26 protein-coding genes are annotated in these 23,422 nt (G+C 64.4%); 17 read left to right on the top strand and 9 right to left on the bottom strand.

All coding sequences use genetic code 11. From position 1 onward, the window contains the following. Positions 1-2: 2 nt before the first annotated feature. The 7 genes from BMX92_RS05075 to def all read left to right on the top strand — a co-directional run bounded on the left by BMX92_RS05075 (position 3) and on the right by def (position 5,320). On the top strand, positions 3-761 hold the full coding sequence (locus BMX92_RS05075) for a class I SAM-dependent methyltransferase (protein WP_177184938.1): 759 nt from the start codon (positions 3-5) through the stop codon (positions 759-761). Next, positions 758-1,465, top strand: coding sequence for a VIT1/CCC1 transporter family protein (locus BMX92_RS05070; protein ID WP_093012924.1), 708 nt, complete (start codon positions 758-760; stop codon positions 1,463-1,465). Before BMX92_RS05075 ends, BMX92_RS05070 begins: the two co-directional genes overlap by 4 nt. A gap of 40 nt (positions 1,466-1,505) precedes the next feature. After that, entirely contained in the window at positions 1,506-2,051 is a 546-nt protein-coding gene (locus BMX92_RS05065; RefSeq protein WP_093012921.1) for a glutathione peroxidase, read from the top strand. Continuing rightward, entirely contained in the window at positions 2,051-3,358 is a 1,308-nt protein-coding gene (locus BMX92_RS05060) for a M20/M25/M40 family metallo-hydrolase (RefSeq protein WP_093012918.1), read from the top strand. The genes BMX92_RS05065 and BMX92_RS05060 overlap by 1 nt, the downstream gene beginning before the upstream one ends. A gap of 215 nt (positions 3,359-3,573) precedes the next feature. After that, positions 3,574-4,218, top strand: coding sequence for a trimeric intracellular cation channel family protein (locus BMX92_RS05055; RefSeq protein ID WP_093012915.1), 645 nt, complete (start codon positions 3,574-3,576; stop codon positions 4,216-4,218). A 53-nt stretch (positions 4,219-4,271) separates the two neighbouring features. After that, complete coding sequence (locus tag BMX92_RS26860) at positions 4,272-4,643, top strand: hypothetical protein (RefSeq protein ID WP_143066727.1); 372 nt, start codon at positions 4,272-4,274, stop codon at positions 4,641-4,643. A 146-nt stretch (positions 4,644-4,789) separates the two neighbouring features. Beyond that, positions 4,790-5,320, top strand: coding sequence for a peptide deformylase (def, locus tag BMX92_RS05045; protein ID WP_093012909.1), 531 nt, complete (start codon positions 4,790-4,792; stop codon positions 5,318-5,320). Positions 5,321-5,569: 249 nt separating this feature from the next. Here the strand turns inward: def and BMX92_RS05040 are convergent, their stop codons facing one another. Beyond that, the gene (locus tag BMX92_RS05040) at positions 5,570-6,364 is read right to left on the bottom strand and encodes a hypothetical protein (protein WP_093012906.1); all 795 of its coding nucleotides are present in this window, start codon (positions 6,362-6,364) and stop codon (positions 5,570-5,572) included. 122 nt (positions 6,365-6,486) lie between these two features. On the opposite strand from BMX92_RS05040, the gene BMX92_RS05035 reads away from it, so the two are divergent. The 6 genes from BMX92_RS05035 to BMX92_RS05010 are packed head-to-tail and all read left to right on the top strand — an operon-like array spanning position 6,487 to position 12,581. Beyond that, complete coding sequence (locus BMX92_RS05035; protein ID WP_177184937.1) at positions 6,487-7,182, top strand: DUF4129 domain-containing protein; 696 nt, start codon at positions 6,487-6,489, stop codon at positions 7,180-7,182. Next, positions 7,179-8,420 carry a hypothetical protein gene (locus BMX92_RS05030; protein ID WP_093012900.1) on the top strand — a complete coding sequence of 414 codons (1,242 nt, stop codon included), beginning with the start codon at positions 7,179-7,181 and terminating at the stop codon, positions 8,418-8,420. Before BMX92_RS05035 ends, BMX92_RS05030 begins: the two co-directional genes overlap by 4 nt. Continuing rightward, a complete protein-coding gene (locus tag BMX92_RS05025; RefSeq protein WP_093012897.1) occupies positions 8,417-9,373 on the top strand; it encodes an AAA family ATPase in 957 nt (318 codons plus the stop codon). The genes BMX92_RS05030 and BMX92_RS05025 overlap by 4 nt, the downstream gene beginning before the upstream one ends. A 4-nt stretch (positions 9,374-9,377) precedes the next feature. Then, positions 9,378-10,688: a DUF58 domain-containing protein gene (locus BMX92_RS05020; RefSeq protein WP_093012894.1), complete on the top strand. Its 1,311-nt coding sequence runs from the start codon at positions 9,378-9,380 to the stop codon at positions 10,686-10,688. Further along, positions 10,685-11,719 (top strand): stage II sporulation protein M, encoded by a 1,035-nt coding sequence (locus BMX92_RS05015; protein ID WP_093012891.1) that lies wholly within the window; start codon positions 10,685-10,687, stop codon positions 11,717-11,719. The genes BMX92_RS05020 and BMX92_RS05015 overlap by 4 nt, the downstream gene beginning before the upstream one ends. Then, positions 11,703-12,581 carry an RDD family protein gene (locus tag BMX92_RS05010; RefSeq protein ID WP_093012888.1) on the top strand — a complete coding sequence of 293 codons (879 nt, stop codon included), beginning with the start codon at positions 11,703-11,705 and terminating at the stop codon, positions 12,579-12,581. Before BMX92_RS05015 ends, BMX92_RS05010 begins: the two co-directional genes overlap by 17 nt. A gap of 269 nt (positions 12,582-12,850) precedes the next feature. Here BMX92_RS05010 and rplI read toward each other — a convergent pair whose 3' ends face one another. The 3 genes from rplI to rpsF are packed head-to-tail and all read right to left on the bottom strand — an operon-like array spanning position 12,851 to position 14,132. Continuing rightward, a complete protein-coding gene (gene rplI, locus BMX92_RS05005; RefSeq protein ID WP_093012885.1) occupies positions 12,851-13,447 on the bottom strand; it encodes a 50S ribosomal protein L9 in 597 nt (198 codons plus the stop codon). A gap of 12 nt (positions 13,448-13,459) precedes the next feature. Continuing rightward, on the bottom strand, positions 13,460-13,684 hold the full coding sequence (gene rpsR / locus BMX92_RS05000) for a 30S ribosomal protein S18 (protein WP_009821298.1): 225 nt from the start codon (positions 13,682-13,684) through the stop codon (positions 13,460-13,462). Positions 13,685-13,697: 13 nt separating this feature from the next. Next, positions 13,698-14,132, bottom strand: a complete 435-nt coding sequence (gene rpsF / locus BMX92_RS04995) for a 30S ribosomal protein S6 (RefSeq protein WP_093012882.1) — start codon at positions 14,130-14,132, stop codon at positions 13,698-13,700. A gap of 258 nt (positions 14,133-14,390) precedes the next feature. On the opposite strand from rpsF, the gene BMX92_RS04990 reads away from it, so the two are divergent. After that, a complete protein-coding gene (locus BMX92_RS04990) occupies positions 14,391-15,791 on the top strand; it encodes a GntP family permease (protein ID WP_093012879.1) in 1,401 nt (466 codons plus the stop codon). On the opposite strand, the gene BMX92_RS04985 is transcribed toward BMX92_RS04990, so the two are convergent. The 5 genes from BMX92_RS04985 to sppA all read right to left on the bottom strand — a co-directional run bounded on the left by BMX92_RS04985 (position 15,770) and on the right by sppA (position 20,654). Next, the gene (locus tag BMX92_RS04985; RefSeq protein ID WP_093012876.1) at positions 15,770-16,885 is read right to left on the bottom strand and encodes a ThuA domain-containing protein; all 1,116 of its coding nucleotides are present in this window, start codon (positions 16,883-16,885) and stop codon (positions 15,770-15,772) included. The two genes, BMX92_RS04990 and BMX92_RS04985, sit on opposite strands and share 22 nt — an antisense overlap. Before the next feature lie 128 nt (positions 16,886-17,013). Beyond that, positions 17,014-17,397, bottom strand: coding sequence for an RcnB family protein (locus BMX92_RS04980; protein WP_093012873.1), 384 nt, complete (start codon positions 17,395-17,397; stop codon positions 17,014-17,016). A gap of 479 nt (positions 17,398-17,876) precedes the next feature. Continuing rightward, positions 17,877-18,044, bottom strand: a complete 168-nt coding sequence (locus BMX92_RS27275) for a hypothetical protein (protein WP_177184936.1) — start codon at positions 18,042-18,044, stop codon at positions 17,877-17,879. Between the two features lie 142 nt (positions 18,045-18,186). Then, positions 18,187-18,690 carry a hypothetical protein gene (locus tag BMX92_RS04975; protein ID WP_093012870.1) on the bottom strand — a complete coding sequence of 168 codons (504 nt, stop codon included), beginning with the start codon at positions 18,688-18,690 and terminating at the stop codon, positions 18,187-18,189. Between the two features lie 80 nt (positions 18,691-18,770). Beyond that, a complete protein-coding gene (gene sppA / locus BMX92_RS04970; protein WP_093013897.1) occupies positions 18,771-20,654 on the bottom strand; it encodes a signal peptide peptidase SppA in 1,884 nt (627 codons plus the stop codon). A gap of 263 nt (positions 20,655-20,917) precedes the next feature. Between sppA and gpmA the strand changes: the two genes are divergently transcribed. From gpmA to BMX92_RS04955, 3 genes are all read left to right on the top strand, one after another. After that, positions 20,918-21,604: a 2,3-diphosphoglycerate-dependent phosphoglycerate mutase gene (gene gpmA / locus BMX92_RS04965; RefSeq protein WP_093012867.1), complete on the top strand. Its 687-nt coding sequence runs from the start codon at positions 20,918-20,920 to the stop codon at positions 21,602-21,604. Between the two features lie 225 nt (positions 21,605-21,829). Beyond that, a complete protein-coding gene (purE, locus tag BMX92_RS04960) occupies positions 21,830-22,315 on the top strand; it encodes a 5-(carboxyamino)imidazole ribonucleotide mutase (RefSeq protein WP_093012864.1) in 486 nt (161 codons plus the stop codon). Between the two features lie 14 nt (positions 22,316-22,329). Next, entirely contained in the window at positions 22,330-23,400 is a 1,071-nt protein-coding gene (locus BMX92_RS04955; protein ID WP_093012861.1) for a 5-(carboxyamino)imidazole ribonucleotide synthase, read from the top strand. The last annotated feature ends 22 nt before the right edge of the window (positions 23,401-23,422 follow it).

Below are 23,422 nucleotides of genomic sequence, written 5' to 3'. Positions count from 1 at the left end.
TCATGGCGGACACCGATCGCGACTGGCGCAAATGGGCGGAAACCGACCCCTATTATAGCGTGGCCGCCGCGCCGGAATTCCGCCGCGATCGGGTCGATATCGACGCCTTTCTCTACACGGGCGAGGCCTATATCGTGCAGCGTCTGGCGATGCTGGAACAGCAACTGGGTGTGATTGCCCGGCGGCGCGCGCTCGATTTCGGATGCGGGGTGGGTCGGATCGCCCTGCCGATGGCGATGCTGTTCGGTGAGGTGGTCGGGCTGGACGTCGCGCCAGCGATGCTGGCGGAGGCGGAGCGGCTGAAGCAGCGGCAGGATGCAGGCAATGCGCGCTTTGCCCTGTCCGACGATGCGCTGAGCGCGGCGGATGGCCATTATGATTTCGTGCATAGCTATATCGTGTTCCAGCATGTTCCGGTCGCCCGTGGCCTGCCGCTGATCGGGCTGCTGCTGGACCGGGTGGCGGTCGGCGGCATTGCCAGCATCCATGTCGCGCTGCGCCGGGGGGATACGCCCTGGCGCGCGGCTTTCTACAAGGCGCGGACCCGCATTCCCGGTTTCCAGAAGCTGGTCCACTGGCTGCGCGGCAAGCCTTCGGACGAACCGATGATGCAGATGAACGAATATCCGGTGTCCGCGATCTTCGCGATGATGCAGCAACGCGGTTTCGGGCAGGCGATAGTGGATATGGAGCGGCATGGACGTTTCCTGACCATGCATATTGCCGCTCGTCGGAACGGAATGCAGGAACAGGACGGATGACCGACAGCGCGCAAATTCCTCATCATGCCGTCCATTATGTCAACCGGGTCGGCTGGCTGCGCGCGGCGGTGCTGGGGGCCAATGACGGGATCGTGTCGACCGCCAGCCTGATGACCGGCATCGCCGCATCGGGCGCTTCGGCGCAGTCGATCCTGTTGTCCGGCGTGGCCGCTCTGGTGGCGGGCGCCATGTCGATGGCGGCGGGGGAATATGTCTCCGTCAGTGCGCAGTCCGACACTGAGCGCGCGGACCTCGCCAAGGAAGCGAAGGCGCTGCGCAACCAGCCCCATGCCGAATGGGTGGAGTTGCGCGACATCTATGTCGAACGCGGCCTGGCACCCGATCTGGCGGGGCAAGTGGCGGAACAGTTGATGGCGGCCGATGCGCTGGGCGCGCATGCGCGCGATGAACTGGGTATTTCCGATCTGGCAACGGCGCGCCCGGTGCAGGCGGCGATGGCATCGGCGGCCAGCTTCGCCGTGGGCGCGGCGCCGCCGGTGCTGGCCGCCGCCCTCGCGCCGGCTGGCCATGCCATAGTCGCGATCGTGGGCGCCTGCCTCCTTTGCCTGGCGTTGCTCGGCCATGTCGGAGCCAGACTGGGCGGGGCAAAGCCATCGCGATCGATCGTCCGCACCCTGTTCTGGGGCGTGCTGGCGATGACTGTGACGGCGGGGGCAGGGCATCTTTTCGGCGCGGTGATATGATGCAAAGGTCCGCGCGCAAGGCTTTCAAGGGAGACGACAAATGACCGATATCCAGCAGATTCCGCTCAAGACCATCAAGGGCGCCGATGCCAGCCTGGGCGATTATGCGGGCAAGGTGGTACTGGCGGTCAATGTCGCCTCCAAATGCGGGCTGACGCCGCAATATGAAGGGCTGGAAAAGCTCTATGCCGATTACAAGGACAAGGGGCTGGTCGTCGCCGGCTTCCCCGCCAATGATTTCGCGGGTCAGGAGCCGGGCGACAATGCGGAGATCGCGACTTTCTGCACCACCAATTTCGGCGTCGACTTCCCGATGTTCGAAAAGATCGTCGTCACCGGACCGGACAAGCACCCGCTCTATGCCGCGCTGACCACCGCCCTGCCCGAAGCGCAGGGAGAGGGCGATGCCTTTCGCGAAAAGCTGAAAGGCTTTGGCATGACGCCGAATCCGGTGCCCGAAGTCCTGTGGAATTTCGAAAAGTTCGTCATTGCAAAGGATGGCAGCGTCGCCGCGCGCTTTGCGCCGACCACCGCGCCCGATGACGCCGCGCTGGTCGCCGCGATCGAAGCGGAACTGGCCAAGTGATGCGGTCGATCATCGCGACCGCGCTGCTGCTGGGTGGCGCACCCATGGCCCATGCTGCGCTCAGCCCGGCGGAACAGAAGATCAGCAGCACGGTCGAGGCGGGCTATGAACCCGCCGTCGCGCTGCTGGAAAAGATCGTCAACCAGAATAGCGGATCGATGAATCTGGCGGGGGTGAAGGCGGTCGCCGACATGCTGCGCCCGGAATATGAGGCTCTGGGCTTCACAGTAAGCTGGGTGCCGATGGACGCCGCCAAGCGCGCGGGTCATCTGGTCGCGGTGCACAAGGGCAAGGCTGGCAGCACGAAGATGCTGCTGATCGGCCATCTGGACACGGTGTTCGAACCGGATTCTCCGTTCCAGACGTTCAAGCGGGATGGCGATTTCGCTTCCGGCCCCGGCGTGTCGGATGACAAGGGCGGCGTGGCGACGATGATCCTGGCGCTCAAGGCCATGCAGGCGGCCGGCACGCTGAAGAACGCCAATATCGAAGTCGTGCTGACCGGGGACGAGGAGGATGCGGGCGATCCCGTTTCCATCTCGCGCGCCGATCTGGTCGCGGCTGGCAAGCGGGCCGATGTGGCGCTCGATTTCGAAGGGCTGAGCCAGGAAAATGGCAAGGATATGGGCTCGATCGCCCGCCGCTCCTCCAACAGCTGGACGCTGACGACCACGGGCAAGTCCGGCCATAGTTCGGGCATCTTCTCCGAAAAGGCGGGCGATGGCGCCATTTATGAACTGGCGCGGATCATCGTGGCGTTTCGCAAGGAATTGCCCGAACCCAATCTGACCTTCAATGTCGGCCTGATCGGCGGCGGCCAGAGCGCCGATGTCGACAAGGATGGCGTGCGCATCGCGGTGACGGGCAAGACCAACATCATCCCGCCGATCGCGGTGGCGAAGGGCGACTTCCGCACGTTGAGCGAAGAGCAGACGAAGCGGGTGCAGGCCAGGATGCAGGCGATCGTCGACAGCGGCCATCTGAATGGCACATCGGCCAGCATCGCCTTTGACCTTGGCTATCCGTCGATGGCGCCGACCGAGGGAAACAAGGCGCTGCTGGTGAAGCTGAACGGCATCAACCGCGACCTTGGCCTGCCCGAAATGCCCGCGCTCGATCCGCTGAAGCGTGGGGCGGGCGATATCGCCTTCGTCGCGGCGGATACGGACGGGTTGGTGGGCCTTGGCCTTGCCTCCAGCGGCGATCACAGCCCGGCGGAAAAGGCGGACCTGTCCACCATGAAGCGCCAGGCCAAGCGCGCCGCCCTGCTGATGACCCGGCTGTCGGCGGAAAAGGGGCGGAAGTAACGAAACCCCGGTGCTCCTGCGAAAGCAGGAACACCGGACGATTGGAACAGCGCGCTTTCAATATGATCCGTTCGTCCTGAGCTTGTCGAAGGACGCGCGCAACGTCCTTCGACAAGCTCAGGACGAACGGATTTGTTAGCGCGTAATGCTCTGGCACTGCACCGACGCCCTGGGCTCCTGCTTTCGCAGGAGCATGTTAGCGGTTAGACGAGGGCATGCTCCCACCCACCCCCTTGCTTGTCACCTCGATCGGTCCTGTGCTCGAAACATTGAGCATTGTCGGCACCTTCGTCTTCGCCGCGTCCGGGGCGCTGGCGGCGGCGCGGTTGCGGCAGACGCTCGTCACCTTCGCCTTCTTCGCGCTGGTGACGGGTGTGGGCGGCGGCACGGTGCGCGACCTGCTGATCGGCGCGCCGGTCTTCTGGGTCGTGGATGCGGTGCCGGCGATCGCCTGTATGCTCGCGGCGCTCGTCGTCTGGTTCAGTCCGCGCCGCTGGTGGAGCGATCGTGCGCTCGACTGGCTGGATGCGATCGGTCTGGCCGCCTTTGCCGTATTCGGCGCGGCCAAGGCGATGAGCTTCGGCGTGCCGCCCTTCGTCGCGGGGATGATGGGCGTGGTTACTGGCTGCGTCGGCGGCATCATGCGCGATCTGCTGGCGGGCGAGCCGTCGATCCTGCTGCGGCCGGAACTCTATGTGACGGCGGCGGCCTTTGCGTCAGGGCTGTTCGTGGCGTTGCGCTGGATCGGGCTGGACGTGCCGGTCGCCGGCGTGATCGCGGCGCTGCTGGGATTCGGACTGCGCGCGGTGGCGATCTGGCGCGGGCTGGGATTGCCGGGCTATCGGGATGAGCAGGGTTAGCGAGCGTCCAACGTATCGATCAGCACGACCAAAGGAGCCCGATGATGTCGTGTATGAGCGGCAAATCCATTGCCGGCGACGGCCACAGTCCGACCAACATATTTTTGCAGTCTGGCCATCATCAGTCTATCCCTTCCGGCAACATGGACATTCGTAAAATGCTGGCTGGCATCGGCAAAATCACCGCCATCATCGATGCAAATTGCCGAGGGAAGCTGGACGATGAACGCGTGCTCGGTCTTGCTATAATCGTCATCCCGAAAGGTTGCGCGGGTGAGCTTGCCCGTGATGGTCAGCTTTGCGTCAACGGTCGACACATCCATGCATGGAGCAGGGATTTTGAGGGCGGCCGGTTGCGAATGGACTGGGGCAGGCGCAACCAGAAGGAACATGGTCGCCAGAATTTGCTGTCGATGCATGTCTGATCTCATCATGCGAGAGAGATAGTCGCAAGTGCTGACGACATATTCCTGACCAGAAGGGAAAGGGATTGAGGTCGTCCACTCTTCTGCTCGCCTCCCGGACATCCCCTCGGCTTGATATTTCCCACCGTTCCGCCTATGTTCGGCCTATGGCAATCCGTCCCATTCTTGAAGCGCCCGATCCGCGCCTGCGCACCATCTCGACCCCTGTCGAGGCTATCGATGATGATCTGCAAACGCTGATCGATGATATGTTCGACACCATGTATGACGCGCCGGGCATCGGTCTGGCCGCGATCCAGGTGGGCGTGCCCAAGCGGGTGCTGGTGATCGACCTTCAGGAACCCGAATCGGATGCGGAGGATGCGCCTTCGGTCAAGAGGCCGATGGTGTTCATCAATCCGGAAATTCTCAAGGGATCGGAAGACCTGTCGGTCTATCAGGAAGGCTGCCTGTCCGTCCCCGATCAATATGCCGAGGTGGAGCGCCCGGCGGTGATCCGTGCAAGCTGGATGGACCGGGAAGGCCGCATCCATGAAGAGCAACTGGAAGGTCTGCTCGCCACCTGCCTGCAACATGAACTGGATCATCTGGAAGGCATTCTCTTCATCGACCATCTGTCGCGCCTGAAGCGGGACATGCTGATGAAGAAGCTGACCAAGGCCCGCCGCGCGGCCTGACCCTTTAGCTGACTGAACAGGAAAAGCGCTCCGGATGATGATCCGGGGCGCTTTTCTATTCAGCCAGCGCCGTGGGACGTTCGGCGGCGGTCCTGTCCGTCGTCGGCATCACCGATCCTAGAGCGTGAAAAGTTGACTTTGATCCGTTCGCTTCGAGCGAAGTCGAGAAGCGGATAGCGCAGCGCGAGTGTTTCTCGACTTCGCTCGAAACGAACGGCGATTGTTTGATCGACTCAATGTCATCTGATTCTAAGCAAAAATATCCGCAAGATCGCGCGACTGCGGGCCGTCCTTCCAGTTGTGCAGCGCCGTGTAGAGGCTGGCTTGCGCCGTGCTCCAGACGGCGATGATCAGCATATTGCTGACGGCCGAGATGGCCAGATAGACGGGGGAGAAGGCCAATGTGCCGCCATTCACCCGGGGCAACATTCCGCCAGCCACCATGATGACGCCCAAAAGCGAAGACAGCAGCAGCACGACCACCATCAGCAGCAGTTGCAGCCCGAAAATCTTCCACCGCACGCCCTTGGTCAGGAATCGGCTGCGCGAGAAAGCGTTGAAGATGCCGCTTTTCTCCGCAACCAGCGCGGGCACGGCGACCGACCACATCATGTAAAGGATGACGCCCGGTATCACCAGCAGCATGAAGCCGGCCATGATCCCCAGCATCAGCAGGATGGTCAGGCCGATCAGCGGCACCGCCATCGACAGACCGGTGCCGACGCATTCGCCGAAACTGGCGCGCTTTCCTTCGGCATGGGCCAGCGTGGCGCGCACCAGGGCGCCCTGCACCAGCATGGACAGCAGCATGTAGATGACGCCGGAAGCGATCGACACGGCGATCACCCCGAAAGTGCTCTGCCGGTCGGCCATGGTCAGCGTCGAGCCGATGAAATAGCTGTAGAGCGCCTGCGGCAGTGCGCCGAACAGAAAGGCGATGCCGAATGTGGCAATCGGATTGTTGCCCAGCGTGCCGAAGGTGCGGCTCAATACCGTGCCGATGGAAAAGGATCGCTCCTCGCCTGAAATCGCATGCGTCGCCATGCTGATACCCCCTATAATGAACCCGGCGACGATGCTGTCCCATCTTACGGACTTTGTCATCCTTTGAATAGCTTGCGCCATCGCCCCCAGTCGTTAGGATCATCCGCTACGGGGGTATGGGCATGGCCGGACCAGCAATGTCGGACGATCAACTGGCCGCTGCGCATCGTGCGTTGCGGGCGGGTGGCGACGTGCAGTTCGACATGGTCGCCGCGCCCGGCCGTCCGCCGCCGCCGGCCTGGCTCAAGGCATTGGGCGAATGGCTGGAGAAGGTGCTGGCGCCGGTTGGCCGGTTCCTGAACTGGATCGGCAGTTTCATGCCCGATGCGCCCTATGCCCGCATCTTCCTGTGGACGATGATCGGCGCGCTGGCGCTGCTGATCCTGTGGATCGTGGTGGACCGGGTGCGTCATGGCGTCTGGCGGCTTCCGCAATGGCGCCGTCGCCGTTCGGCGCAGGGCGTGGCCGCAACGGAAGAGGAGGACTGGACGCCCGCCGCCGCGCCGGCCCGTGCCTGGCTGGAGGAGGCGGACGCACTGGCGGCGAAGGGGCGCTATGGCGAGGCGGTGCATCACCTCCTGCTGCGCAGTGTCGAGGATCTGGCGCGTCGTCGGCCGCAGATCGTCCGCCCGGCGCTTACCAGCCGCGATCTGGCCGGGGCGCAGGGCATTCCGTCGGCGCCGCGCCGGCTCTTTTCCGAAATCGCCGCCGTGGTGGAGCGTAGCCTGTTCGGCGGTCGCTCGATCGATGCCGAAGAATGGGGGCGCTGCCGCCATGCCTATGCCGATTTCGCGCAAACGCGGAACTGGGCTGCGTGAGCGATATTGCGATCAGCCCGAAGGCGGCCGATGGCGCGCTGTTCCGGGGGCGGACGGTGGCGCTGATGCTGGCGATCGGCATTGCCGGTTTTGCTGGCATGCTGGTGCTGGGCGCCTATGCGCCGGATTTGCGGTCGGGCCGCAATGGCGGCGCGCATGCGCTGTCCAACGCCGTGACCGGCTATGCCGGGCTGGTGCAACTGGCGCAGGCAACCGGGCGCAATCCGCGCATCGTCCGCAGCACCCACGCCTTCGATACCGAAGACCTGCTGATCGTCACGCCGGAGGAAGGGCGGACGAATATCAGCGAGGCGCTGATCCAGCGCGCGACCCGGCCGACCCTGTTCGTCCTGCCCAAATGGCAGATGGCGGCGGATGCGGATCATCCCGGCTGGGCGCGCTATCAGGGGCTGATCGGGCTTTATGAGCCGATCGGCGTGCTGGCGCCGGGCGTGAATTTCACCATGCGCCAATATCGCAGCGGCGGCGGCGTGCTGGCGACGCATGGCGTGCCGGGGCGTTTCTGGGCGCCGCGCCCGATCCAGGTGATCACCGGCATCGATCAGAAAAACAAGCGGCAGCAGGATCGGTGGCGCAAGCTCACCCCGTTGATCGACGATGGCAAGGGCGGGATCGTGCTGGCGCAGATCGGCGATGGGCCGCTTTATGTGCTGGCCGATCCGGACCTGCTCAACAATCGCGGGATGAAGGAGCTGTCGCAGGCCCGGTCCGCGCTGGCGCTGCTCGACTGGATGAACAGCACCGATGCGGACGGCATTGCCTTCGACGTGTCGAGCAATGGCTTTGGTCATTCGCGCAGTCCGCTCAAATTGCTGTTCGAGCCGCCCTTTTTGGCGATGACGCTGGCGATCGTCGTCGCGCTGCTGCTGGCGGGCATCCATGCCTTTGGGCGTTTCGGCCCGCCGCGTGCGCGGGCACGGGCAGTGGCGTTCGGCAAGGCGGCGCTGGTCGATAATAGTGCTTTGCTGATCCGCAAGGCGGGGCGGGAAGCGCGGCTGGGCGGCCGCTATGCCGCGGCGATTCGCGAGCGGGCCGCCCGCTTCTTCGGCGCGCCCGCCCGGCTGCGGGACGGCGCGCTCGACCAGTATCTCGATAGTTTGAAGGGCAAGCAGCGTTTCACCGACCTGATGCAGGCGGCGGATGCGGCTTCGGACCGGCACAGCCTGCTCGATGCGGCGCAGGCGCTCCATGATTGGCAAGGGGACAAGAGCAGATGAATGTGGAAGCGGTTCAGGCCCTTGGCCAGGCCATCAAACAACAGGTGGCGCGCGCCGTCGTGGGGCAGGAGGGCACGGTCGACCTGATGCTCGTCGCGCTCTTTTCCGGCGGGCATATCCTGCTGGAAGGACCGCCGGGCACCGCCAAGACGCTGATCGCACATAGTTTCGCGCGGGCGCTGGGGCTGGATTTCGGTCGCATTCAGTTCACGCCGGACCTGATGCCCGGCGATATCATCGGCGCCAATCTGTTCAATTTCCAGACCAGCCAGTTCACCCTGACGCGCGGCCCGATCTTCACCGAAATGCTGCTGGCCGACGAAATCAACCGCACCCCGCCCAAGACGCAGGCGGCCCTGCTGGAGGCGATGCAGGAACGCACCGTCACCATCGATGGCGAAAGTCTGGCGCTGAGCGACCGGTTCATGGTCGTCGCGACGCAGAACCCGATCGAGCAGCAGGGCGTCTATCCCTTGCCCGAAGCGCAACTCGATCGCTTCCTCTTCAAGCAGAGCGTCGATTATCCGAGCGCGGCGGAAGAGCGCAAGATCGTCGCCACCCATGGCGCGCGCACCCATGCGATGACGCCGCAGGAGTGGGGCGTCACTCCGGTCGCCGACGCCGCCGCTATTGCCGATGCGATCGCGACGGTGAATGACGTGCGGCTGGTGGACGAGGTGGTCGACTATATTCTGGCCCTCATTCGCGGCACGCGCGACGTCGCCGATCTGGAAAGCGGCGCATCGCCCCGCGCCGGTGCTATGCTGGCGGGCGCGGCCCGCGCCCGCGCGGCGCTGGACGGTCGCGATTTCGTGATCCCCGACGATGTGAAGGCGCTGGCGCCGGCGCTGTTGCGGCATCGCCTGATCCTGTCCCCCGCCGCCGAAATCGATGGCCGCCGGATCGAGGATGTCGTCACCGGCATCATCGACACGATCGAGGCGCCGCGCTGAACCGATGATCTATCCCACCCGCACCGCGATCTGGACGGCGGCGGCCGGCGCACCGGCGACATTGATCGTCGCGCTGCTGCTGCCGGGCCGCTGGTATGCGGCGCTTGCCTGGCCGGTCGCCGTGCTGCTGGCCAGTCTGGCCGATGCGCTGCGGGGATCGGGGCCGTCGCAGGCGAGATTGTCGCTCGACCTGCCGAAGACCGCCAGCGTCGGCGCGGAGGTGGAGGGCAGGGCGACCGTCACCCTGTCCGGCGCAGCGCCGTCTCGTGTCGAGATCATGCTGGAGGCCGGACCGCTGCTGGAGCAGGCGGACGAGGGGCTGTGGATCGATCTGGTCAACGGCAAGGGCGCAGGCATCGTGCCGCTGCGCGCCGCCCGGCGCGGGACGGCGCGTGTGCCACGCGTCTGGCTGCGGTGGAAGGGGTCGTTGGGGCTGGTGTGGAAACAGCGGATCGTGCCGCTGGACGTCAGCATGGCGATCCTGCCGGATATCCGCCCGGTCCATGAACGCGGCGCGCAGATTTTCCAGCGCCACGCGCTTCAGGGCCTGATGGCGCAGGCCGATCGCGGTGACGGCGCCGATTTCGATGCGCTGGTCGAGTTCCGATCCGGCATGGACCGGCGGGCGATCGACTGGAAGCAGTCGGCCCGCCACAGCAAGCTGCACGCCAAGGAATTTCGCACCGAACGCAACAACCAGATCGTCTTCGCGATCGATGCCGGCCGCCAGATGAGCGAACCGGTGGCGGGGCTGAGCCGGCTCGATCGGGTCGTGTCGGCGATGCTGCTGACCGCCTGGGTCGCGCTGAAGCTGGGCGATCGGGTCGCGCTCCACGCCTTCGATTCCCGCCCGCGCATCGCCGGTGGTCTGGTGTCGGGCGCCGCGGCCTTTGGCGAATTGCAGCGGCTCGCGGCACAGATCGACTATAGCGGCGAGGAAACCAACTATACCCACGCCCTGACCACGCTCGCCACGCGGCTGACGCGGCGGTCGATGATCGTCCTCTTCACCGAATTTACCGATCTCACGTCCGCCGAGTTTCTGGTGCGCGCCGCCGCCCGGATGGTGGAGACGCATTTGCTGATGGTCGTGGTGCTGCACGACGAGGAACTGGAAGCGATCCTCGATCGCCGCCCGGAAAGCGCGGACGACGTGACCCGTGCGGTGACGGCCGCCGCCCTGCTGCGCGACCGGATGATGGCGCTGACCCGCCTGCGCCATCTGGGCGCGCATGTGATCGAGGCGGAGCATGATCGCGTCGCCGACCGGCTGGTGCAGGGCTATGTCGACCTCAAGCGGAGGAACCTGTTGTGAGCGCCTTCGTCGACACCGTCGCCGCGCCGCTGGTCAACGCCAGCCGCTTTCGCGCCGCCCATGAAGCCGAATGGGAAAGGCTGGACCAACTCGTCACCCGAATGGAAAAGCGGTCGGTGCGCGCTCTGCCCGATGACGATATCCTTGCCTTGCCGCTGCTCTATCGATCGGCGCTGTCGTCTTTGTCGGTGGCGCGCGAAACCTCGCTCGACCGATCGCTCGTCATCTATCTGGAACAGCTTTGCACCCGCGCCTATTTCCAGCTTTACGGCGTGCCCGATACGGCGCTGCGCCAGTTCGGGCGCTTTCTGGCGCGGGACTGGCCGATGGCGGTTCAGGCGCTGTGGCGCGAAACGCTGGTGTCGTTCCTGCTGACGCTGGCGGGCGTGCTCGCGGGCTGGTGGCTCGTGTCCACTGATCCAAGCTGGTATTACAGCATCATTCCCGATGCGATGGCGGGCGGCCGCGATCCGGCGGCCAGCGCCGAAACGCTGCGCGCCACCATCTATGGCGCGGAGAATGGCGATGGCGGCCTTGCGACCTTCGCCGCCTATCTCTTCACCCATAACAGCCAGGTCGCGATCTTTGCCTTTGCACTGGGCTTCGCCTTCACCGTGCCGACCGTGCTGCTGCTGGTCTATAATGGTCTGTCTCTGGGCGCGATGCTGTGCCTGTTCGCGAAAAAGGGGCTGGGCCTCAATTTCCTCGGCTGGCTGACCATCCATGGGTCGACCGAGATGTTCGCCATCATCCTGGCGGGCGCGGCTGGCATGAAGATCGGCACCGCCGTCGCCTTTCCCGGCCGCGACGAACGCACCGAAGCGGCCGTGCGCGCCGGGCGGAGCGCGTCGGTCGCGATGGTCGGTGTGGTGCTGATGCTGATGGTCGCCGGCCTGCTGGAAGGGATCGGGCGGCAGACGGTACAGGCGGATGCGATGCGGTACGGCATTGGCCTGGCCGCGCTGGCCGGCTGGCTGGCCTATTATTATCTGCCCCGGCGGCGGGAGGGCGATCATGCGCTGGCGGCGTAATCGCGGGCCAAGATCGGTCGCGTCGCTGCGCCGCACCTTCGTCACGCCCGAAGGCGTGGATCTGCGGCTGGAACTGGGCAGCGCGGGCACGCGCGCTTCGGCCTATATTCTCGACATGGTCATCCTGTTGATCAGCATGATCCTGGCGACCACGGCGATCGGCCTGCTGGGCGTGGCCGGGGCGGGCGGCGAGGCCTTCATGATCCTCTGGCTGATCGGCGCCTTCGTGCTGCGCAACGGCTGGTTCATCCTGTTCGAAATGGGCGGACGAGGGGCTACGCCGGGCAAGCGGCTGCTGGGCCTGCGCGTGGTCGCGCGCGATGGCGGACGGCTGACCGGCGGCGCGGTGATCGCCCGCAACGCGATGCGCGAGATCGAGATTTTCCTGCCGCTTTCCTTTCTGGGGGTGCAGGCTGCGGAAGGCGCGGCCGACGGCTTCCTGACCATCTTCGCGCTGCTGTGGACCGGCATTTTCCTCTTCTTCCCGCTCTTCAACCGCGATCGGTTACGGGTCGGGGATTTGCTGGCGGGCACATGGGTCGTGAACACGATCCGCGCCAAGCTGGGCACCGATCTGGTAGCCGCCCGAGCCGAGCAGCCACGCCGTGTCTTCAGCGACGCCGCGCTCGATCTTTACGGCATCTATGAATTGCAGACGCTGGAAAATGTCCTGCGCAATGGACAGGAGGAGGCGATCGTCACCGTCGCCGCGACGATCCGGCGCAAGGCGGGCCTGCCCGACGATGGCGACGATTACGCCTTCCTTTCGGATTATTATGCCGCTTTGTGCGCCCGGCTGGAACGCGGCATGATGGTGGGCCGCCGTCGCGAGGACAAGCATGTGGTCATGGGGCGCCGCTGAAGGGGGCGGGGCGCCTTGATGGAGTGCTTCAGATTGACATGGAGTGTCGGAATGGCCTCTCAATCCGTTCGCCCTGAGCCTGTCGAAGGGCCGCACTGCATTGAATTGTCTCAAGAAAAGAGCAGGGCTTCGACAGGCTCAGCCTGAACGGATTATATTTAAAGCGCGTTGCTCGACATCCGGTAGGGCAGGCCTGCCTCGCTTTTCTCCAGCCAACAAAAAAGCCGCCCCTTGCAGGGCGGCTTCTTCATTTGATCCTGTCGGAAGGCTCAGGCTTCTTCGGCCGGGGCTTCGTCGGCATCCACGGCGATTTCGCCGGGTTCCGCGTTGGGATCATAATCTTCGGTGAAGCCAGCCTCGTCCTTTTCGAACAGGTCGGCCATCACGTCGACGCCCTGCGACTGAAGCTCGGCTTCTTCCGGCGAACGGGCGACGTTGACGGTGATCGTCACGGCGACTTCGGGGTGCAGAGCAACCTTGACGTCGAACACGCCCAGGGTCTTGATCGGGCGTTCCAGCACGACCATCGCCTTGGAAACGATGGTCACGCCATCGGCGTGCAGCGCTTCGACGACGTCACGAACGGCAACCGAGCCGTACAGGTGACCAGCGTTCGACGACTGGCGGATCAGGACGATCTGCTTGCCGTTGACGCCTTCGGCAGCCGCCTGAGCGTCCGTACGACGGGCCGCGTTGTCGGCTTCGATCTTCGCACGGTTGGCTTCGAAAACGCGCTTGTTGGCGTTGTTGGAGCGCAGCGCCTTCTTGTTGGGCAGCAGGAAGTTACGGGCATAGCCGTCCTTCACGGTGACGATGTCGCCGATTGCGCCCAGCTTCTCGATGCGTTCGAGGAGAATGATTTCCATGGGTCTTTCCCCTTACTTCACGATGTAGGGCAGCAGGCCCAGGTGACGGGCGCGCTTGATGGCCGAAGCCAGTTCACGCTGCTTCTTGGCCGAAACGGCCGTGATGCGGCTCGGGACGATCTTGCCGCGTTCGGACACGAAGCCCTGAAGCAGACGAACGTCCTTATAATCGATCTTCGGCGCATCCTTGGCGGCGAAGGGGCAGCTCTTGCGGCGGCGGAAAAACGGGCGTGCCATTTGTCAGATCTCCTTATTCAGCAGCCGGGGCGGCTTCTTCGCGGTCGCGGCGCGGGCCACGATCTTCGCGATCACCACGGGGGCCACGATCGCCGCGGGGACCACGGTCACCACGCTCGGAGCGTTCCTGCTTGCGCATCATCACCGACGGGCCGGCTTCCAGCTCATCGACCTTGACGGTCATGTAGCGGATGATGTCTTCGTTGATCTGCGTCTGGCGCTCCAGTTCCGCAACGACGCCGGCGGGGGCATCGATGTTCAGCATCACATAGTGCGCCTTGCGGTTCTTGGCGATCTTGTACGCGAGCGAACGCAGGCCCCAGGTCTCAACCTTGGTCACCTTGCCTTCATTTTCCTCGACGATCTTGGTGGCGGTTTCCGCCAGAGCGTCCACCTGCGCCTGTGCCAGATCCTGGCGCGCAAGGAACACATGCTCGTAAAGAGCCATGGGTAAGCCTCATCATGTTGGCCGATCGCTGACGCCCACCCCATGTGGAACGCCCCTCCGGCTGTCGTCTCAAGCATTCGAAATCGTCCGACGTCCGAATCTGGGGCCGAGCGAAGGCGCGCCTATGACGGAAAAGTGCAGGAAAGGCAAGGCCGCATTGACGCATGGCACTGCCGCAAAGCTGCCGACCCGCATATGCTTGTAGCAGGCCTGTTTTTCCTTTTAAATCCATCGGCAGAAAAGAGATCAGGAGAGTTTATGGCCGTCGCGATCGCCGCGCTGTCGCTGATATTGCTGATGATCGCGGCCTATCGCGGGATGAGCGTCATCCTGATGGCGCCTTTGCTCGCGATGCTGGCCGTGTTCCTGACTGATCCTGCCGCCGTGCCCGCCGCCTTTTCGGGCCTGTTCATGGAGAAGGTGGCAAGTTTCCTGAAGCTCTATTTCCCGGTGTTCCTGCTGGGCGCGCTGTTCGGCAAGCTGGTGGAGATATCCGGCTTTTCCCGCGCGATCGTGACGGCGGTGATCGGTCTGGTCGGCGCGGGGCGGGCTATCCCCGCGATCATGATCGTCACGGCCCTGCTTACCTATGGCGGGGTATCGGTGTTCGTCGCGGTGTTCGCCGTCTATCCCTTTGCGGCGGAGATGTTTCGCCGCGCCGACATTCCCAAGCGACTGGTGCCCGCCACCATAGGGCTAGGGGCCATCACCTTCACCATGGATGCGCTGCCGGGCACGCCGCAGATTCAGAATATCATTCCGACCAGTTTTTTTGGCACCACCACCTGGGCCGCGCCCGTGCTGGGGACGATCGGGTCGGCCTGCATCGCCGCCATGGGGCTGACCTATCTGGCCTGGCGGCGGCGACGCCTGATGGCGGCGGGCGAAGGCTATGGCGCGCCCGAAACGCTGGTGAACGAACCGGAGCAGCATGGGGAGGAGGCACGCATCCACCCGCTGATCGCGCTGCTACCCTTGCTGGTGGTGGGCGTGGGCAATCTGTTGCTGACGCTGGCGATCCCGTACTGGGTGCAGGCAGAAGCGGTCACTTTGTCGCTGCCGGGGATGGCCGAACCGGTCAGCGTGAAGGTGGCGCAAATGTCCGCGCTCTGGGCGGTGGAGGGCGCGCTGCTGCTGGGGATCGGCACGATCCTGCTCTTCGCCTTTCGCACCGTGGCGCGGCGTTTTGCCGAAGGATCGAAGGCGGCGGTCGGCGGCGCGCTGCTGGCGGGGATGAACACGGCGGTCGAATATGGGTTCGGCGCGGTCATCGCTGCGCTGCCTGGCTTCCTGATCGTCAAGGAGGCGCTGCGCGCCATTCCCAACCCGCTGGTCAATGAAGCGATCACCGTCACCTCGCTCGCCGGCATCACCGGTTCGGCATCGGGCGGGCTGTCGATCGCGCTGGCGGCGATGGCGGAACAGTTCATGGCGGCGGGCGATGCGGCCGGCATCCCGCGCGAAGTGCTGCACCGGGTCGCCTCCATGGCTTCGGGCGGCATGGACAGCCTGCCGCATAATGGCGCGGTCATCACCCTGCTGGCGGTGACGGGCCTGACCCATCGGCAGGCCTATAAGGATATCTTCGCGCTGACCCTGATCAAGACGCTGACCGTCTTCGTGGTGATCGCGCTCTATTATCTGACGGGTCTGGTCTGACAGGCGGACTTGGTTCCGGTCCAGCGGATCGCATTTTCCAGCATCCGCACATAGGGGGCCGCGCCATAGGTTTCGGGCCTGTGGCCGATCGCCGAATAGAACATCCGCCCCTTCCCGACGCAGCGGGACCAAGCGATCGGATGATCGCCCATCCGCAATTGCATGCCGTCCATACCGACCGGCGAGTAGGTCGATTCATCCAAGGTCGCGATGATGTCGGCGCCGGTAGCCCGCGGATTGGCCGTGAAGGAATACCATTCGTCGTTCATCACCCATTCGCTGGGCAGACCGCTGGCCAGCGGCGATTTTGCGTCGCTCAGCGCGATGCGGGCATCCTGAAATTGCGGGTTCATCGGATGACCGGCAAAGCGGGCGCCGATCAGGTTATCGACATACCAGTTCCAGAAGGTTGCCGGGTCGCCAGCCGATCCATGCACGCCAATGAAACCGCCACCGCTCTCCAGATAGGCGCGGAACGCCTTGCGTTGGGACAATGTCAGCACATCGCCGCTGACATTGTTCCAGATGACGGCATCGAACCGGCGCAGGACGGACGGGCGCATCGCGCCGCCCTTGTCCGTGACGACCAGCGCCCAGCCATTGCGCTTGGCCATCGCCTGAAAAGCTGCCCGTGCGGCATCGACCGATGGACCGTCGCGAAATCCGGTCATCTTTTCGAACAGCAACAGGCGCGGCCTGCCGGCAGGCAAAGTCAATGCGGGGCGATCATTGTCATACCGCGCGCAGCGCGCGATTCTGTCGCCTGGCGTTACCGGTATTTTGCGCAACGCGGCGTCCAGCGCCGACAGATCGGTTGCACCGGTGCCCTTCATCGCCGCCAGTTTTTCCATCGTCAGGATCGCGGCGAAGGTCGGCGCCGTGGTCGAAAAGAAGCGCGGCGGGAGCGTTTTGAGCAGGTCGCCCGCCTGCGTCTCGACCAACGCCTTCGCATCGGTATTCAGCAGGATATCGACGATGGGCGACTGGATGGAAAAGGGAGCGTCCCGCATGGGACAATCGATCACCGGCGCGGCCCATGCCGCAGGCGCACCGACCAGCAGCGCAATGGCGATCAACGCCCGAATTCCCCGCATCACCCACTCCCATTTTCTCGTCTTTCCGGCAGTCTTAACGCAACGCGAAGGGATGGAGAAGAGATGAACGCAAAGGCGCCCCGGAGGGAGAGAACTCCGGGGCGCCTTATCGGTATGGCGGGTGGCTTTTAGCGGATCGCGCTGCCGACGACCGCGCCGATGATGCCGCTGGTGATCGCGATCAGCACCGCGTCATTGCCCGAGCGGACCCACTGGTAGCCGCGCGGCGGAGCGGACAGGCGATAATCGCGATAATTGTTCACCACGCGATAATTGCTGGCCCGGCTGCGGTCGAAACGCTGACCCTTGGCCCAGCGCGGGTTGGTGTTCTTGCGCACGACGGTCTGCTTCTTGACGACGGTCCGGCCATTCGCCTTGTGGTGGACGGTGGTGCGGCTGACTTCCTGACGCTGCTGCCCGCCATGATAGGGCGCGGCCTGCGCCTGTGCGGTGACGATGGGGCTGGCGACCAGGGTGGTGGTGGCCAGGGCCATGATGATCTTCTTGAACATGTCTTGCTCCTTACCTTGTTTCCGGGCGCCATTCCGTGGCGTCGAAGACAGAGATAGGCGGCACTTGTCGCAAGGCTGTGCCGGGAAGCGGGCCAGTTTGTCGGGAATTGTATCAAGTGGCGATTTAACCTGAACGGGTGTTCAGAAATGGTCGAATAACAGGCGCTTATGGCTCACCCGGAGGCGCGGAGGATTTTTGCAGCGGGATGATTTCATCTTGAATCGTCATTGCGAGCGGAGCGGGCCGAAGGCGGGCGAAGCCCAACCAACCCATGAGTGCACAGGTGGATTGGTTGGGTGTTGCCCGCCTCCGACATGCTCCGCTTGCAATGACGCGGCGGATCAAGCCGACTTCATTTCAATCCAAGCCATGGAATGAGATTGGGTGCGCTGCCTTGCGGCATATCCCTGCGCCTCCGCGCGAACAAAAAAGCCCCGCAGCGGACTGCGAGGCTTTTGGGATGACAGGGTTGGGCTGATCAGTTGGGCAGCGGCGTCGCCGTCACCACCATGCGCTGGAGCAGGATCGGCTTACCCTTGCCCTCCACGATCGGCGCCTGCTGCGCGAGCGGCGCCGCCGCCAGTGCGGTCAGGCCAAGGCTGAGGACCAGCGCGCTGCTGGCTATGCTGAGGGCGATGGTCTTCATGGAACTTGCTCCTTCCACGCGCCGAGGTGGCGGTATGAAAAGGCATTAGGAGAGCGATGTCGCAGGATTGTGCCGGGCTAAGGCCGCAATTGTCGGAAAATGTATCAATGGATCGACTGAGATAGCGGCGTCGGGTGGAATTTCAGTCTGCCCGCTCTCGCTTGTGAGAGTCTGTTTGGGAATGCGCCTTTGGCGCATCCGCACCGGCCCTCACCCCCACCCGACCGCCCACATATGGTACCCTGTTGGGCGGCCGGGTGGGGGTGAGGGCCGGTGCGGCTACAAAAATGCGCTCTTTCGCGCATTTTTCAAACGGTCTCTGAACATATTTTAGCAGGAACCATATGGCTACGCTTATGACGCCGAGAACAAGCAGAAAGGCGGAGGCAAGCGCGGGAATGAAGGGGCCAGTGTGGACGTTAGTCCAATTGGGCAGGGCGGTTATTGCCTTCCAAAGCCCAAGAAGCCCACTGTCAAAGGCTGTCATTGCTGCCCAAAGCAACATGGGGCTGAAAGCGATCAGAAGTAACAAGCGGATTCTGAATGCTCGCATGTTCCGATTATCGGTGATCATGCCAATGTCTGCAATCGGGATCGCATAAATCTGGATAATGCGGTCATAATGGTCGTCCGTGCCTTCGGTCATCCCATTGCGGCTGACCCGCTGCGCGCATAAGTCCCGTTCTCCTCCCGGTTACGGGGAGGGGAGCGACGCAGCCGGTCAGATCACCGCCACAATCCAGCCAGCATAGCCATCACCCCGCGTCCATCCGCAGCGCTTTGCTGCTTGGGCGCGCCATAGCCGCGGCATTCGAGGCAGTCGGCCCGGATGCCGGCGCCCGTGACCAGCGCTTTCACATCCGACACCGCCTGCATCGCCCAGCCGCGCTGCGCCGCTGCCTGCATCGCCAGCATGTCGCGGGGCGCGGTGGCATCTTCCTGTTCGCGCTGCGCGATCGACTGGACGAATTCGGTGAAGGGATCGGGCTTCTTCTCGATCGCATAGGCGCGCGCCTTGGCGGGATCGAGTTTGGCGCGGCGGGCGGCTTCGGCGATCGCGTCTTCCAGGCCGCCGAACCGGTCGACCAGCCCGATCTGGCGCGCGGTGCCGCCGTCCCAGACGCGACCCTGCGCGATGGCGTCGATCTGCTGCGGTGTCTTGTGGCGCGAGCGGGCGACCAGCCCCACGAAGCGGCGATAAATATCCTCGACGCCCAGTTGCATGATCTGGTCGAATTCCGGGGTGGTGCCGCCCACGACATCGGGCTGGCCCGACAGCGGCGTGGTGCGCACGCCGTCCGTGGTGATGCCCATCTTGGCCAGCGTGCCCTCAAAGCTGGGGATGATGCCGAACACGCCGATCGACCCGGTGATGGTGTCCGGTTCGGCAAAGATCACGTCGCCCGGCGTCGACACCCAATAGCCGCCGCTGGCCGCGACATTGGCCATGGAGACGACCACCGGCAGCCCGGCCGCCTTGGCTTGCAGGATCGCGCCGCGAATCTTTTCCGACGCCATCACCGATCCGCCCGGCGAATCGACGCGGACGACGAGGGCCTTGAGATCCTTTTCATCGAGCGCGGTCAGCAACAGGTCGGAAATCGTGTCGCCCGCCGCCGTGCCGGGGCCGCCTTCGCCGTCCACGATATCGCCCGCGACCGTCAGCACGCCGATCTGGCCATCGCCGGAGGGCTTGTGCGCCTTCACATAGGCGGCCAGGTCGATGCTAGCGAAACTGCCCGCCTTGTCGCTGCTGGAGTCGCCCGCGACCTGCGCCACGCGCGCGCCAAAGGCGGCTTCGTCGCCCAGCTTGTCGACCAGCCCCGCCGCCAGCGCGGCCTTGGCAATGTCGCCGCCGGTGGCGCGTGCGGCGCTCAGCGGATCGGCGGCATAGGCGGCGATCTTCGCCTTGGGTCGCGCTTTGGCGACATCATCCTGCCAGTTCTGCCACAGGGCGCCGGCCAGCGCCTGATTGGCCTGCTTGGCTTCGGGCGACTGTTCGGACCGGATATAGGGTTCGACGAAGCTCTTATAGGTGCCGACCCGATAGACATGGGTGTTCACGCCCAGCTTGTCGATCAGCCCCTTATAATAGAGGTTGGAGCCGCCCCGTCCCAGAATCGCAACGCCGCCCAGCGGATCGCTCCACACTTCGCTGGCATGGGCGGCCAGTTGATAGCTGTCGTCGCTGTAGAGCGTGGCATAGGCCAGCACCGGCTTCTTGGCGGCGCGTACGCCGTCCAGCGCCTTGCCCACGCGGGCCATCGCCACCTGACCGCCGCCGGCAAAGCCGTCGAGGTTCAGGACCACGGCCTTTACCTTGGCGTCATCCTTCGCGGCGTTGAGCGCGGCGACGATGTCGGACAGGCGATATTCCTTGGTTTCCGGGCCGGAGCCGCTGAGCAGGGCCATGGCGCTGACCTCTGCGGGTTGCTCGACGATGCTGCCGTCCAGATCCAGCAGCAGCGCGCCGCTGCCGACCTTTTGCGCGGGCTTGGGGGAGAAGGAGAGGGCGGCGTAGAGCGCACCGAAGAAGAGCAGCAGGAGCAGCAGGGCCAGCCCGTCCTTGATCGCGACCAATATGCGCCATGCGCCCTTCACAAATGCCAAGTTGCTGCTTCCTTTTCCTTCGTCTGCCAACGGCTATCGTATCGACGGATCGACTGCAATGTGGGCGTCGCGCGACCGCTCGCAAGGCTTGCGCGCAGGATTTTGCCCGTTATGGGAAGCCATGCATGGCGAAGCCGTCCTGGCTCCGTTCGCCCTGAGCCTGTCGAAGGGCGCGCGCAACGCCCTTCGACAGGCTCAGGGCGAACGGATAGGGAGGAGTGGTCGTGCACCCATTGTCCGCACTTGTGCAGGAGACGCGCCCTATGCCCACTCTCGTCCTTATCCGTCACGGCCAGTCGGCCTGGAATCTGGAAAACCGCTTCACCGGCTGGTGGGACGTCGATGTGACCGAAAAGGGTGTGGAAGAGGCGCGCGCCGCCGGCCGCCTGCTGAAGGAAAAGGGGCTGGATTTCGACCAATGCTATACCTCGGTTCAGAGCCGAGCGATCAAGACGCTCAATCTGGTGCTGGAGGAAATGGGGCGGCTGTGGCTGCCGGTCGAAAAGGACTGGCGCCTGAATGAACGCCATTATGGCGGCCTCACGGGCCTGAACAAGGCGGAGACGGCGGCCAAGCATGGCGACGCGCAGGTGAAGATCTGGCGCCGCAGCTTCGACATTCCGCCGCCGGTGCTGGAAGCGGGCAGCGAATTCGATCTGGCGGCCGACCGCCGCTATGCCGGCATCCCGATCCCGTCGACCGAAAGCCTGAAGGACACGATCGCCCGCGTGTTGCCCTATTGGGAATCGGTCATCGCGCCCGACCTGAAGGCCGGCAAGCGCGTCGTCATTTCCGCCCATGGCAATTCGCTGCGCGCGCTGGTGAAGCATCTGTCGAACATTCCCGACGATGAAATCACCGAACTGGAAATCCCGACCGGTCAGCCGATCGTCTATGACCTGGCCGACGATCTGACCGCCATCGACCGCTATTATCTGTCGGAACGGTAAATCCTCCCCGGAACGGGGAGGGGGACCATTTGCATCGCAAATGGTGGAGGGGGCGAGCGGCAAACGCTATCTCGCGTCCGGCCGCCTACCCCCTCCGTCGCGCTTCGCGCGCCACCTCCCCTGAAAGGGGAGGATTAACATTGCCCCTTGGCGACCCGCTCGCTAAGGGGCCTGTTCTTCGGGATATTAGGGCTTTCCGGGCCATCAGGGGAAAGTATCAAGGCCATGAGCGCAATCGACGTCGGCATCATCATGGGTTCGCGGTCCGACTGGGAAACCATGCGCCACGCCGCCGAAACGCTGGACGCGCTGGGCGTCGCGCATGAATGCAAGGTGGTGTCCGCCCACCGCACCCCGCAGCGCCTTTATGATTATGCCAGCGGCGCGGTCTCGCGCGGCCTGAAGGTGATCATCGCCGGCGCTGGCGGGGCGGCGCATCTGCCCGGCATGACCGCATCGATGACCCGCCTGCCGGTGCTGGGCGTGCCGGTCGAATCCAAAGCGTTGAAGGGCATGGATTCGCTGCTCTCCATCGTCCAGATGCCCGGCGGCATCCCGGTCGCCACGCTGGCCATCGGCAAGCCCGGCGCGATCAATGCGGGGCTGCTGGCCGCCGCCATCCTTGCCACCAATGACGCGGCTCTGGCCGATCGGCTCGACGCCTGGCGCGCCCGCCAGACCGACGCCGTCGCCGAAACCGTCGAAGACTGATAGATAGAAGGCCCATGACGACCATCGCGCCCGGCTCCACCATCGGCATCCTTGGCGGCGGCCAGCTCGGCCGGATGATCGCCATGGCGGCGGCCCAGCTGGGCTATCGCACCAGCATCTATGCGCCGGAGGAAAGCGGCCCGGCCGCCGACGTTTCGCCGCTCTGGACGCGCGGCGCCTATGAGGATGCGCAGGCGCTCGCCGCCTTTGCCGATGGTGTCGACGTCGTCACCTATGAGTTCGAGAATATCGATCCGGCCGCGGTCGAGGTGCTGTCTACCCACGGCCTCGTCCGCCCCGGTGCGCAGGCGCTGCGCGTGGCGCAGGACCGGCTCGCCGAAAAGCGCTTCGTCTGCGATCTGGGCGGGCTGACCGCGCCCTTCGCCCCGGTCGAAAGCCTCGACGATCTGGAAGAGGCGATCGAGCAGGTCGGCAGCCGCGCCATCCTGAAGACCAACCGCATGGGCTATGATGGCAAGGGGCAGGCGCGCCTGTCCGATCCGGGCGATGCGGTCGGCGCCTGGAACGCCATCGGCCGCCAGAGCGCGATCCTGGAAGGGTTCGTCACCTTTGCCGAGGAATTTTCGGTCATATTGGTGCGCGGCGCCGATGGCGAAGTGCGCTTCTGGGATTCGGCGGCGAATGTGCATGTGAAAGGCATATTGGCCACATCGACCGTGCCCGCCGGGCCGCTGATCGAGGGGCAGATGGCGCAGGCCCGCGCGATGGCAAAGCAGATCGCTGACGCACTCGATTATGTCGGCGTCCTGACCTGCGAATTTTTCGCCAGCGCCGATGGCCCGGTGTTCAACGAAATGGCGCCGCGCGTCCATAATAGCGGCCACTGGACGATCGAGGGCGCGGTGACGAGCCAGTTCGAAAACCATGTCCGCGCCATTTGCGGCCTGCCGCTGGGCGACACCGGCCTGGCCGCGTCGCGCGTGGAGATGCGCAACCTGATCGGTGATGAGGGGCATGAATGGCTGGAGATATTGGGCGATCCGGCCAATCATCTGCACCTTTATGGCAAGCATGAAGCGCGTCCCGGCCGCAAGATGGGGCATGTGACGCGGTTGGTGCTGTAAGGTTCGTGCTCCTGCGGAAGCA

The sequence above is a fragment of the Sphingobium sp. YR768 genome (assembly GCF_900111125.1).
Lineage (GTDB): Bacteria > Pseudomonadota > Alphaproteobacteria > Sphingomonadales > Sphingomonadaceae > Sphingobium.
Note: the sequence above shows the minus strand (reverse complement) of the source record. Positions and strands in the feature narration are given on the sequence as shown.